This is a genomic window from Spirochaetota bacterium (assembly GCA_026414805.1).
GTDB lineage: Bacteria > Spirochaetota > UBA4802 > UBA4802 > UB4802 > UBA4802.
In genome coordinates this window covers 1-12628 of sequence record JAOAIH010000081.1, presented here as the reverse complement: position 1 = coordinate 12628, position 12628 = coordinate 1, and the positions used below count along the sequence as shown (strand labels likewise).

The 12628-nt window shown below is 39.2% G+C and carries 11 protein-coding genes; all 11 read left to right on the top strand.

Annotated elements, in window-relative coordinates:
* The first annotated feature begins 177 nt into the window (after positions 1-177).
* The 11 genes from N3F66_13185 to N3F66_13135 all read left to right on the top strand — a co-directional run bounded on the left by N3F66_13185 (position 178) and on the right by N3F66_13135 (position 12399).
* On the top strand, positions 178-729 hold the full coding sequence (locus tag N3F66_13185; protein ID MCX8125098.1) for a PadR family transcriptional regulator: 552 nt from the start codon (positions 178-180) through the stop codon (positions 727-729).
* Between the two features lie 28 nt (positions 730-757).
* On the top strand, positions 758-1750 hold the full coding sequence (locus tag N3F66_13180; protein MCX8125097.1) for an NAD-dependent epimerase/dehydratase family protein: 993 nt from the start codon (positions 758-760) through the stop codon (positions 1748-1750).
* A gap of 53 nt (positions 1751-1803) precedes the next feature.
* Entirely contained in the window at positions 1804-2640 is an 837-nt protein-coding gene (locus N3F66_13175) for an SDR family NAD(P)-dependent oxidoreductase (protein MCX8125096.1), read from the top strand.
* Between the two features lie 91 nt (positions 2641-2731).
* Positions 2732-5122 carry a formate C-acetyltransferase/glycerol dehydratase family glycyl radical enzyme gene (locus tag N3F66_13170; GenBank protein ID MCX8125095.1) on the top strand — a complete coding sequence of 797 codons (2391 nt, stop codon included), beginning with the start codon at positions 2732-2734 and terminating at the stop codon, positions 5120-5122.
* A gap of 181 nt (positions 5123-5303) precedes the next feature.
* Positions 5304-6239, top strand: coding sequence for a CoA transferase subunit A (locus N3F66_13165; protein MCX8125094.1), 936 nt, complete (start codon positions 5304-5306; stop codon positions 6237-6239).
* Positions 6240-6251: 12 nt separating this feature from the next.
* Positions 6252-7052, top strand: coding sequence for a CoA-transferase subunit beta (locus tag N3F66_13160; protein MCX8125093.1), 801 nt, complete (start codon positions 6252-6254; stop codon positions 7050-7052).
* Between the two features lie 188 nt (positions 7053-7240).
* Positions 7241-8605 carry an MmgE/PrpD family protein gene (locus tag N3F66_13155; GenBank protein ID MCX8125092.1) on the top strand — a complete coding sequence of 455 codons (1365 nt, stop codon included), beginning with the start codon at positions 7241-7243 and terminating at the stop codon, positions 8603-8605.
* Between the two features lie 32 nt (positions 8606-8637).
* The gene (locus N3F66_13150) at positions 8638-9798 is read left to right on the top strand and encodes an acyl-CoA dehydrogenase family protein (protein MCX8125091.1); all 1161 of its coding nucleotides are present in this window, start codon (positions 8638-8640) and stop codon (positions 9796-9798) included.
* Between the two features lie 57 nt (positions 9799-9855).
* Positions 9856-10293: a hypothetical protein gene (locus N3F66_13145; GenBank protein MCX8125090.1), complete on the top strand. Its 438-nt coding sequence runs from the start codon at positions 9856-9858 to the stop codon at positions 10291-10293.
* A gap of 7 nt (positions 10294-10300) precedes the next feature.
* Positions 10301-12181, top strand: a complete 1881-nt coding sequence (locus tag N3F66_13140) for an aldehyde ferredoxin oxidoreductase family protein (GenBank protein MCX8125089.1) — start codon at positions 10301-10303, stop codon at positions 12179-12181.
* Positions 12163-12399 carry a MoaD/ThiS family protein gene (locus tag N3F66_13135; GenBank protein MCX8125088.1) on the top strand — a complete coding sequence of 79 codons (237 nt, stop codon included), beginning with the start codon at positions 12163-12165 and terminating at the stop codon, positions 12397-12399. Before N3F66_13140 ends, N3F66_13135 begins: the two co-directional genes overlap by 19 nt.
* The last annotated feature ends 229 nt before the right edge of the window (positions 12400-12628 follow it).

The following is a 12628-nucleotide window of genomic DNA, read 5'->3' as shown; positions in this document are numbered from 1 at the left end:
AGGTGATTCTGCTAGCTGCTCTTCCAAAGCAATAATGATCTGAAATATGACTATTTATTTATTAGGGTATTCAAATTAAAAAATTTGGGAAAAATTGAAAAAATGCTTGACACTATATATAAAGTATATATATACTTTCTATATAGTTAAAAAATAATAAATGTAAAGGAACGCTACATGTCGATAAAATACGCGATACTTGGTCTTCTCCATTACACTGATATGCATGGGTACAGGATAAAGGATCATATCGAAAAAAACTTTGGACATATGTGGACAATCAACTTTGGCCAGATCTACACCAGTTTAAAGGATCTTGAGGAAAGCGGGTTGATAGAAGTCACAGAAGTTGTGCCTTCCGATGATGGGGGACCATATAAAAAGTGCTATCGCATAACAGAAGAAGGTAAAAAAGATTTTGCACAGTGGCTCCACTCATCGCCTGAGAAGCAGATGCTATTACGTGACCCTTTTCTACTACGTTTTGCTTTTTTTGGATTTGGAGATTCAGACCGTGCGGTGGAGATAATCGATGAACAGATACAACTATATGAGGAACAACTAAGAAGAAGAACGCAAAACCTGTCACGATGGCGAAAACAAAGCGTGTATGTCAGATTAATTGCAGATCTAGGTGTCAAATTTAATGAGATGTACCTAGAATGGTTAAAAAAGGCTAAAGAGGAGATAATAAAAGAAAAAGAAGGAGTGCTGGCAAAAAAAGCATAATGCATTCGTTGCAGTAATGGAGGAAAGTATGATACGTTATAATGGAATTACCCTTGTTACCGGTGCTGCGGGGTTTATGGGGAGCCATCTTGTAGAATATCTGGCAAAACAGGGTGTAAAAGTACGTGCAACATCACGGCCTCGCCAAGATACCTCTTTTTTTGATAGGTTGGGCGTTGAGTTTGTACCTTCCGATTTAACAAAACCCGAAACACTCCCAAAACTTTTTGAAGGTGGTGTGGATAGAGTTTTTCATTTAGGAGCAATATGTAATTTTTCTACACCATACGAAGTGCTGTATCATACCAACGTTGAGGGAGTAGATAGAATAACAACGCTGGCACTTGCCAATAAAGTTAAATGCTATGTACATGTTGGTTCAACCAGTGTGTATGGTTATTATAAAGGAGTTCCTTTTACTGAAGAAAGTCCGCGTGATCCGCAGGATGCATATGGTAGAAGCAAGCGTGATGGAGAAAATATTGTGTGGGAAAAGATAAAGCAGGGACTTCCTGCAATTATCACAAGACCATGTACCGTATATGGCCCACGGTGCAATGATGGAGCGGGGAAAGTATTTTCACGGCCTACTAAGATTAGTGCAATACCTGGCAATGGTAGACAGCTTTTATCTAATGTTCGTGCTGAGGATGTAGCTGCAGCGGTGGTGCATCTTTCCCAATTTGAAGGAGCAGTAGGTCAGGCGTACAATATTGCAGATGATTCTCATCCTACAGTTGAAGAAGCGCTGCGTTTAGCAGCTTTAGTATTTGGGACGAAACCCCCGCGTATGCACATGCCACTATCAATAATAAAAGTAGCTGCTAAAATTGATGGGTATTTGTCAGCAAAAAAAGGGAAAATACCTGATCTTGAATATGATGCTGTAAAGTATTTATATAATGATTATGTGGTAGATAATTTAAAGTTAAAATCAACAGGTTTTAAGTTCATATATCCAGATTTTAAAGAATCCATGAGGCAAATGGGGGAGTGGTATAAAAAGCATTATGCTGAATAACTTAACTATATTGAAAAAAATTATAAAAAAATCTATAAATTGGAGGAAAGGATATGGGGGATGTTATAGTAATAACCGGCATTGCCGATGGCATGGGAAGAGAAGTTGCCAAAATGCTTGTGAGGGGAGGCCATTCTATTGCAGGTTTTGATAAAGACAAAGAGTTGCTTCAATCTCTCCGTAAAGAATTAGGGTCCATAGACAACGCTAACTTCTACCTAGAAGATTTTGATATTACGGATAGAAGGCGTATAGCAAAGTTCCGCGATAAGGTATTAGAAAAATTTAAAAAAGTTGATACAGTGCTTTCCAATGTTGGCATTGGCTTTTTTGGTCCTTTTGAAGAGATTGATCTGGAAAAAGCTTTAAAATGTTTTGAGATAAATGTCATTGGTGCAGCAGCTGTATTCAAGTCATTTATTCCTTACATGCGGAATTGGAAAAAGGGCAAATTGATTGCGATGTCATCTCTGGTTGGCAGAATCCCTTTCCCCTTTGAGTCAATATACACTGCAACAAAATTTGCCTTAACTGGCTTAATAGAATCTATACGCTATGAAGTGGAACCATTTGGAATTAAGGTAGCAATTATTGAGCCTGCACAGGTATCCACACGTTTTGCAGCAAAAATTCACTGGCTGCCATCATCTGATTCACCATATTTTGACAGAGTCAAACGCTTTATAAATAGAGATAATGAATTGATTAAAACAGCTCCTGACCCTCAGTTTGCTGCAAAAAAGATTCTTAAAGTTATATTGTCAAAGAATCCTAAACTGTACAACCAGATTGATTTTAAGAGCACATTTTTCCTATGGCTTAATAATTTTTTACCTGTGAAGTTACGGGACATTATCTTAATTAACTACATGGATATCAAACCACGATAACAACGATATGTGTTCTATGTGGTTTTGATTAAATAAATTTCGGTTTACTGTGTTTTAGGTAATGCATGGTAAAGCCAAAGGGAGGTAATGTATGGAAACATTACGGAAAATAGTTCCCGATTATACTGATTTTGACAGGGTCAATAGATTGCGCTGGCGTATTATCAATGCACCACAGGAAGTGTGCATTGAACGGGCACGGTATTTGACACAATCCATGATGCAGCACTGGGAGAAACCTGCAGTAACCAGAATGAGCCTGGCACTTGAGCATATATTAAATAATATAAGTGTAATTATCCGTGATGATGAGCTTATTGTTGGATGCAGGACTTCAAAATTAAAAGGGGCACCACTTTTTCCAGAAAACAAATCACGCTGGATTGAAGGCGATTGTGAAAATTTTGATAAGCGTTTATTGCAGAGAGCGTTAATTACTCAGCAAGAAAAGCAGGAGTTGTCGCAACAAATACTTCCTTTTTGGCGTGGCAAGACAGTTGAGGATATTTTTGAAAGCAGATTGCCTGAGGATGTGATGGAAGATATGGATAAATATATCTTCACCATGATGCTTGAGATAACATACGGAATAGGTCACTTCACCATGAATTATTCAAAAGTACTACAGCGTGGCTTAAAAGGAATTATTGCTGAGCTTGAACAAAAGATGAATGAGCTTGAAACGAAGGGAGAAGCTAACCAGAAGTGGCTGCTGTATGATGCAATGATACGTACATGTAAGGGGGCGATAGCATTTGCTAATAGATATGCCAAGAAAGCAAGGGAAATGGCTGAAAAAACAAAAAACAAGAAACGTGAAGAGGAGTTGATTGAAATCGCACGTATTTGTGAAAAGGTGCCCGAACATCCTGCACAAACTTTTTATGAAGCTGTTCAATCGCTGTATTTTATACATCTTATTACGCAGATTGAATCAGGAGGGAATTCGGTTTCGATTGGCAGAATTGATCAGATATTATATCCATTTTTTAAAAGAGATTATACAAATGGGATTATTACTCGTGATAGAGCTCGTGAGTTGATTTCGCTATTGTTTATTAAAATGAATGAAATATGGAATGTGCTGGAGGAAGCATATATCCCAGGTGGAGAGGGAACTGAGGGTAAAACCACACAGAACGTGACCATTGGTGGTATTGATATATATGGTAATGATGCTACTAATGAGCTATCGTATATAGTTCTTGATGCGTATGCTGATATACGAACTGTTCAGCCAAATTTTAGTGTGAGGATTTCAAAGAAAACTCCAAAAGAATTTTTAACCACAGCAGCAGAGTATGCACGTGATGGCGTATTGATGCACTTTTTTAATGATGAGACGGTGATTGAAACCTTAGTTAATGCAGGGCATTCCCTTGAGGATGCACGCGATTATGCACTGGTTGGGTGTGTGGAGCCAAATGCGCAGGGAAAATGTTTTGGTTCTACTTTTGCGGTGCAGTTCAGCGGTATCAAATGTGTGGAATTTGCATTATCAAATGGCATTGATAATATTTTTGGATATAGAAGTGGGATTGAAACAGGTGACCCTACAACGTTCACAACATTTGATGATGTGTGGAATGCATATGACGCACAGGTAAAGCATTTTATGCAGCAGATGACACGGGGCATGGAGGTACTGGACAGAACCATTGCAGAAAATGTTCCATCACCATTTGCCTCGATAATGATTGATGGATGTATTGAGAAGGGAAAAGACCTCACAGCAGGTGGAGCCGTATACAATTCTACCGGAGTACAGCTGATTGGATTTGCTAATGTTGTTGATAGCTTATATGCAGTGAAGAAAGCAGTATTTGATGATCATTACTGTTCTATAGGTGAACTGGCACAATGGGTTTCTGATGACTGGCAGGAAGCTGAGGACAGAAGAATATATTTCTTACGAAAAATACCAAAGTTTGGCAATGACAATGATGATGTTGATGCAATAGGGATAAAGGTACTTGAGCATTTTTGTGATGCAGTGTACAGTCATAAGAATTACAGGGGTGGAAGATTTTGGCCCGGTGTGTTTGTGGTTGGATTCCATATAAGTTTTGGAGCTTTTACAGGGGCAACTCCTGACGGCCGCCATGCCGGAGATGTTTTGGGTAATGGGCTTACCCCTACAACCGGGAATGCAATTTCAGGGCCAACAGCCATAATGAATTCCATCACAAAGCTGCCGTTGACTAAAATATACAATGGAGCCAATCTCAATATGCGGTTCAATGGGAATAAAATTAAAACTGAACATTTAGCATACCTAATTTTAACATATTTTGAAAAAGGTGGGATGCAGGTTCAGTTCAACATGGTTGATTCAAAAATTTTGCGGGATGCGCAGAAGAACCCAGATAAATATAGGGATTTGTTTGTGCGGGTAAGTGGGTATTCGGCTGAGTTTGTAGGGCTTTCGGAGATAGCTCAAGAGGAGATAATCAGCCGAACTGAATTTGAATATAAACTATGAAGATCTAGCTTTTTTTAGAGGTGTTAGTTTTTGTCGCATCTTGCGACAGTTTAAATGTGATGGAAATATGTGCTTTAAAGTCATCGTGAAATTGATGTATCATCTTTAATATAAAAGGGAATATTTTGGGTTAATCACTGAATGACATTAATGAGAGAAATACTTTTTTCTGGAGGAAAGTATGAATAAAATCATGACCACACAGGAGGCAATTGCAAAGTATGTTAATGATGGCGACTTTCTTTTTATAGGTGGGTATATCTGCAGGCCACCATTTGCAGCAATACATGAGATTATTCGCCAGAAGAAAAAAGATTTGACCGTTGTTCGTAGCAATACTGCGGATGACTTTGATATGCTGATAGGAGCAGGATGCGTGAAGCGCTTCATTAGCACATTCATTTCATTAGGGCTTTATGGATTAGCACGATGCTTCCGCCGCTCAATAGAAAAAGGCATTCCCCACAAAATTGAACTTGAAGAATATACCAATTTATCATTGCCGCTGATGCTTATGGCGGGTGCGTTAGGTATGCCGTTTGTACCTGTTAAAGATATGGTAGGTACTGACCTCATGAATATAAAATCATTTATGGGTGATAATAAATATAAATTTATTGATTCGCCATTTGATGGCAGTCCAGTGATGCTTGTGCCTGCACTTAATCCAGATGTAGCTATTATTCATGTGCAACAGGCAGATGAAGAAGGCAATGCACAGATGTGGGGTATTGGTGGTGATTGCAAATGGGGTGCAAATGCAGCAAAAAAGGTGATAGTAAGCTGTGAAAGAATTGTAAGCCGTGAAATGGTTGGGAAAGACCCTTCCAGGACTATTGTTCCTGGTTTCAAAGTTGTAGCGGTAACCGAAGAACCATTTGGGGCACATCCTGGTTATACACCGGGATTCTATGATGTTGATTTTAGCTTTGGATATTATTATCAGCAGGCATCAAACACTGTGGAAGGTTTTCAGGCGTTTCTTGATGAATGGGTGTTTGGCGTTAAAAACAGAACAGAATATATCAATCATTACATACAGAAATTTGGGTATGAGCAATTTAAAAAGCTCTGGGCAAAGTTTGATTACAGTTACCCTGTATCATACGCGTATTAAAGGAGGTTTGCCATGTCAGAACATCCCAATGACTATATTAAACCAGAATTAATGGCCTGTTGTGGTGCTCGTGAAATTCAGGATGGTGATATTGTTATAGTTGGGACAGGGTTCCCGACAATGGCTGCAAATATTGCACGATATACACATGCACCTAATGCAAAACTTATGCAGGAATCAGGAGTATATGATGCACGCCCAGCACGTCCTGCCCTATCAGTGGGTGATCCATGTCTTAATCCCGGCGCTGCAATGATCGGTGGGCTTGTTGATGTCATGGGCATGTTTCTTCAGGGAGGTTGGATAGATGTTGGGTTCCTTGCTGGAAGCCAGGTGGATAAATACGGAAATATTAATACCACAGTCATAGGAGACTACAACGCTCCGAAAAGTAGACTCCCCGGATCGGGTGGTGCAAATCCTATTGGTTCACTTGCCAAAAGAGTTCTTATAATATCCCTTCATGATACACGCCATATGGCCGAAAGAGTTGATTTTATAACCACACCCGGATATATCGATGGGCCTGGTGCCCGCGAAAAATGGGGTTTACCTGCCAATACAGGCCCGTCTGTTATTATTACCAATAAAGCAGTGTTGCGCTTTGATAAAACAACTAAAGTGGCTTATTTAGAGAGCTATCACCCAGATACAACCGTAGATGAAGTAGTTAAACTGACTCCCTGGAAGTTAGAGGTAAGTGATGATGTCCACGAAACAGAACCGCCACGTGCAGAAGAGTTAAAAGCACTTCGCGAGATTCTGGATCCATTCAGGATGATTAAGATTTATGAAAAGCGGGGCTATGTATAGATTTGAATTATTATTTCAAAGGATATTCATTTTGGTTGTAAAGATGTCTTAATGGAGAAATATGCATACAGTTATCTTGTTCCCAATAACATCGGGGAGGGATCTATATCGTAGTAATAAAAAGATTCTTTGGTCACTTTGTGACCTCAGAATGACATACTTAAATTCAAATTTCAAAGGAGGAAAGTATGGAATATACAAAGATACTTTCGGACTTTTGTGCAAAGCTATCCTATGATGACATCCCACAAGAGGTTATCTATAAAGCAAAATTATGCCTTCTTGACTATATTGCCAATGTATATGGTTCTTTAGAGATAGATGCTGTAAAAAATATTATTAAATTCATAAAATCAACTGGCAGTAGAGGCACTGCAACAATTCTGGGTACACAGCTAAAGACAGATTTACTCAGTGCAGCATTTGTTAATGGTACGACAGCTGAAGCTATCGAAGCTCAGGATGGTTTGCGATTTGGAGGGAATCACCCAGTGTGCGCCGTTATGCCTGCTGTAATTTCACTTGGTGAAAAATTTAAAAAAGATGGCAAAAGTATTCTGACAGCTATTGTTGCTGGCTACGAGGTTGCAAATAGAGCTGCTGCTTCAGTGCATCCATTCCATACGCTTTCTGGTTTTTTGCCAACGGGTACATGCGGAACGTTTGGTGCTGCAACTGCAGCAGGCAAACTCATGCAGTTTGATGAAAAAGCTATGCTCAATGCGTTAGGCAATGCAGGATATGTTGTACCTCTATCAATGGCTGAACATCTTATGGGTGGATATACCATAAAGATTGTTCAGGGTGGGCAAGCTGCAAGTGCAGGAATTATGGCTGCAGGGCTTGCAGCACATGGAATTACGGGCTTCCCAAAAGTATTTGAAGGGTCAGAGCTTAAAGGCGGCTTTACACAAATTACCAGTAAAGCAGAGCCAAAGCCTGAAAGGCTTATTGATAAATTGGGTGAGCATTTTACAATTCTTGATATTTATATTAAACCATATACTGGATGCCGGCATACACATGGAGCAATACAGGCAACACTGGAATTAGTAAAAGAGCATGCATTCAAACCAGATGATGTTGATTCTATCCTTGTAGAGACATATGGTATAGCTGAGTTAGCGGTGGGGAAGCATGTATCACACAATAGCAGTTTTGTTTCTGCACAGTTTTCAATTCCTTATATGGTCAGCGCAAGTATACTTGATGGTGAGATAGGCCCCGCTCAGATTTCAGAAAAAAGAATTGGAGATAGTAAATTAATTGATTTTACAAAAAAGGTAACAGTGAAAGCTGCTGACGATTTAAATGCAGTATATCCTGACAAAACTGCAAGCAGAGTGACAGTAAAACTTAAAGATGGCAAAACACTACAAAAACAAGTGGATATACCCAAAGGTGATCCGCGAGACCCAATGGGTGTTGAAGATATTAAACAAAAAATACGTCGTTTTGCTATTAAAAGAAAAGTTGATGTAGATATGTTAGCCAAAATGGTAATGAGCATTGAAGACGTTAAGGATATAAACAAGCTGATAAAAATTATTTAATTACCATAATTATAGTATCGGGGGTATTATACATGGATTTTACCTATAGTGAAGAACAACAGATGCTGATTAAACTCATTCATGATCTTGGAGAAAGGGAAAAGTTTAAGGATTTAGCAAGAGAAGTTGATAAAACCTGCCAGTTTCCTTTTCAATTAATTCCTAAATATGCCCAACTTGGCCTTCTGGGCATGACGCTTTCGCCAGAATATGGAGGTGGAGGACAGCCATTACTCAATGCTATTATTGCAATCGAGGAGCTTGCAAAGTACAGCCCTATGATTGCAGCGCCGGTTTTTGAATCTAATGTAGGCCCAATCAAGGCCATTGATATTCTTGGTACTGAGGAGCAGAAAAAGAAATTAATACCGGCTGTATGCAGAGGTGAATTTAGTGTATCAGTCTGTATGACCGAACCCGAAGCAGGCTCTGATTTAACGGCATTACGCACCAATGCTATTGAAGATGGTGATTGTTACATTCTTAATGGCAGAAAGGCATTTATTACAGGTGGAGGGCATGCAACACATTATCTGGTATACACCCGTTTTGATAACATTAAGGGCTATAAAGGTATTGGCAGTGTGATAGTGGAAAAGGGGATGGAAGGTTTTAGTTTTGGGAAACAGGAAATGTATATGGGATTACATGGCATGCCCTCCTGTGATTTGTTTTTTGATAATGTTAAAGTGCCAAAAGAAAATGTTGTGTTAAAACCAGGGGAGTTTAACAGGCTTATGGCAACCTTTCATATAGAACGATGCGGAAATGCTGCAATGTGCTTAGGTATTGCAGGAGGAGCTCTTGCTGAAGCAAAAAAATATGCCATGGAACGTGAGGCATTTGGAAGGCCAATATGTGAATTTCAGGCAATACAGTTTATGACTGTGGACATGGCAATGAAACTTGATGCAGCACGGTTGCTTGTGTATAGAGCAGCAACAAATGCAGGTGGAGGGCTGCCGTCAATTTATGAAGCATCACTTGCAAAAGCCTATGCAAATGAAATGGTTGTGGATGTTACTAATACTGCAATGCAAATTTTTGGTGGATATGGCTACAGTACGGAATTTCCTGTTGAACGGATGTATAGGGATGCAAAGGCCTGGGGTGTTGCGGGTGGCACTATCCAGATGCTGAAAATTGGCATAGCCAGTATGTTGTATGGCCGCCGATTTGACCAGAGGAAATAATCTCTGCTGATTTATGATCATTTAATTATTTATTTTTAATTAAACATGGAGGATGCTATGGGAAAGTATTATAAAGACACAGATGAGTTGTATACAATATATGGGTATTTTCTGGATAATGTTTTGAAAGACCCTAAAATTGGTTCAAAACTAGCAAAAGCAGGTATTGTCATTAAATTTATTTATACTGATCCTGATGCAGAGATAACTATCGATTTAAAAAATCCACCACAAAAAGAAGGTTACTACGGTACCTTTTATCTGGGCAAATGTGATATTGAGGCTGATGTATGGTCATCGCAGCCTGCTGATCATTCACACCGTTTTTGGCATGGTCTTGAAAATCCAATAGCAGGAGTGGCAAAAGGTATTATAAAACAGGGTGGTAAGGTTACAGCAATGCTCAAACTATTGCCAGTAATAAAACCAACATTCCAACAATTCCCAATTATACTTAAAGAAATGGGAAGAGAAGACCTTATAGTAACAAAATGAGGGTGTTATGTATGGAAATACTGGAAAGGTTGCATATATCAATTGTACAACACGTTCTGTAGATGAAGTGCTGTTACAGGGAGATATATACAAAAAATATATTGGTGGAAGTGGATTGGCTGCAAAGCTATTTTGGGATTACGCTGATTTTAACGCTGAACCTTTTTCAGAAAAATCTGTGTTGATTTTTATGAATGGCCCACTGGCAGGTGTGCCATTATCCGGTACAAGCAGGATGAGTGCAGCAGCACGTTCACCTCTTACTGGTGTGTTTGCAGAATCTTCATGTGGAGGATATTTCTCGCCACAGTTGAAATTTGCAGGGTATGATGGTCTGATTGTAACGGGAGGGTGTGAAAAACCGTCAATCATTCATATTAAAGAGGGTTGCATTACAATAGTTCCAGCAGATGAATTATGGGGAAAAACTGTTAGTGATACTTATTCAAGAATAAAAGAAAACTATGGTAATAGATGCAAAACGTTGATAATTGGTCCTGCTGGTGAAAATGGGGTTGCATATGCCTGCATATTAAGCGATGCACATCATGCCTTTGGTAGATGTGGATTAGGTGCCGTGATGGGCTCAAAAAAAATTAAAGCAATTGTAATTGAACCCCATAAGAGTTCAATGAACTACTCCGATAAGAAAAAAATTGATAATCTTATTAAGGAACTTACCCCACGTATCAAGGAATATGTCATATCTCAGGTGCTCCATGAGTTTGGGTCAGCAGGGAATTTAGAAGGGCATATGTATACAGGTGATGTCCCTATCAAAAACTGGACATCAAATTTCAATGAAGAAATGGCAGAAAATCTTACCGGAAGCACTTTAACGGACAAATACCTTACCAAAACGGGGACTTGCGCATATTGTGTCATTGGATGTAAAAGGATAGTGAAAGTTGATGAGGAGCCATTCACTATACCAGAAGGGCCCGGTCCTGAATATGAAACTGTAGTGTCACTGGGGTGCCTGCTTGGCTCATCAGATTTAGCTGCAGTGTGTAAAGCAGGAAGGTTATGCAATGAATATGGCATGGACACAATATCAACAGGAGCAACCATCGCATGGGCAATGGAGGCATTTGAACGAGGTGATTTAACCCAGAAAGAAACAGGTGGGTTAACGCTTCAATGGGGCGATATGCTGACAGTAATCAACAAGATTATTCCCTCAATTGCGTTACAACAAGGGCATCTTGGACAATTGCTTGCTAAAGGGAGCAGAGCAGCTGCTCTAAGTATTGGGAAAGATGCAATTAACTATACCGCACAGTCAAAAGGTTTGGAAGCACCAATGCATGATCCGCGTGGTGGAGGGCATGGCCACGCACTTGCATATGCCGTTACCCCACGAGGTGCCTGCCATGTGTCAACTGCTATGCATTTTATGGAAACGGGAGCGTGTAATTATCCTGAAATTGGTTTTGAATTTGATTTACAAGCATTGACTGATGAAAAAAAACCTGAAACCATGGTGCTGGCAGCGGCTATAGGTTCAATAGAAAACAGTGCATGTTTTTGCCAGTATGCAAACCGGTCACTGTCGTTTACTGAAATGATAGACATACTGAATGCTGTTGCCGGTTATGATTACACATTACAGGATGCGCTGCATGCTGGCTGGCGCATATTTCATTTAAAACGGCTTATCAATCACAGACTTGGTGTGCGGGCAAGTGATGATACGTTAACTCAGCGAATGTTAGAACCTGCACGTGATGGTGAGCCCCAAGGAATTGTTATTAATTTTGAAAACATGAAACAACGTTTCTATGAATTAATGCATTTAGATTCTAAGGAAGGAGTAGCAACAATTGAAACGTTAAAAGAATATGGTCTTGAGCAGGAAGCAGCTATAGTATGGGGAAAGAACATATAAGTATCATCATAGAAGGTGTTGGTATTTTGCGCAAAGAGTTGAATAAGAAAAAAATTATATTGCCCTGTGATGTCCTGGTTTCTGATTTAGCAAAAAAGATAAAAATAAAAAAAGGCCTTCAGGTAGCTTTCTTTAGAAACGGAAAGCGTGTGCAATTGCACACAAAACTTAAAGATGGGGATACCATAAAAATTGTCCCTTTAGTATTTGGAGGATAGTGCTGCTACGTTTTTCAAAATGAATTTACTGGGCACTATATATTTAAAACAAAATATTTGACTTCCTTTTTTACACAATGTAAAAATTAAAGTATGACATCTTTTCACTATACTTTCAATTACATATAGAGTGTGTATAATGACCTACAAGGAGGTTTGCCATGAAAAAGATATTAATTGGCGTGGCCATATTTATCATTATATTGATTGTTACCGGGTATAGTTTTTT

Coding starts and splice junctions, on each gene's coding strand:
- N3F66_13155 (MCX8125092.1), top strand. CDS start 7,241: ATGGAATATACAAAGATACTTTCGGACTTTTGTGCAAAGCTATCCTAT.
- N3F66_13170 (MCX8125095.1), top strand. CDS start 2,732: ATGGAAACATTACGGAAAATAGTTCCCGATTATACTGATTTTGACAGG.
- N3F66_13160 (MCX8125093.1), top strand. CDS start 6,252: ATGTCAGAACATCCCAATGACTATATTAAACCAGAATTAATGGCCTGT.
- N3F66_13180 (MCX8125097.1), top strand. CDS start 758: ATGATACGTTATAATGGAATTACCCTTGTTACCGGTGCTGCGGGGTTT.
- N3F66_13185 (MCX8125098.1), top strand. CDS start 178: ATGTCGATAAAATACGCGATACTTGGTCTTCTCCATTACACTGATATG.
- N3F66_13145 (MCX8125090.1), top strand. CDS start 9,856: ATGGGAAAGTATTATAAAGACACAGATGAGTTGTATACAATATATGGG.
- N3F66_13135 (MCX8125088.1), top strand. CDS start 12,163: ATGGGGAAAGAACATATAAGTATCATCATAGAAGGTGTTGGTATTTTG.
- N3F66_13165 (MCX8125094.1), top strand. CDS start 5,304: ATGAATAAAATCATGACCACACAGGAGGCAATTGCAAAGTATGTTAAT.
- N3F66_13175 (MCX8125096.1), top strand. CDS start 1,804: ATGGGGGATGTTATAGTAATAACCGGCATTGCCGATGGCATGGGAAGA.
- N3F66_13150 (MCX8125091.1), top strand. CDS start 8,638: ATGGATTTTACCTATAGTGAAGAACAACAGATGCTGATTAAACTCATT.
- N3F66_13140 (MCX8125089.1), top strand. CDS start 10,301: ATGTATGGAAATACTGGAAAGGTTGCATATATCAATTGTACAACACGT.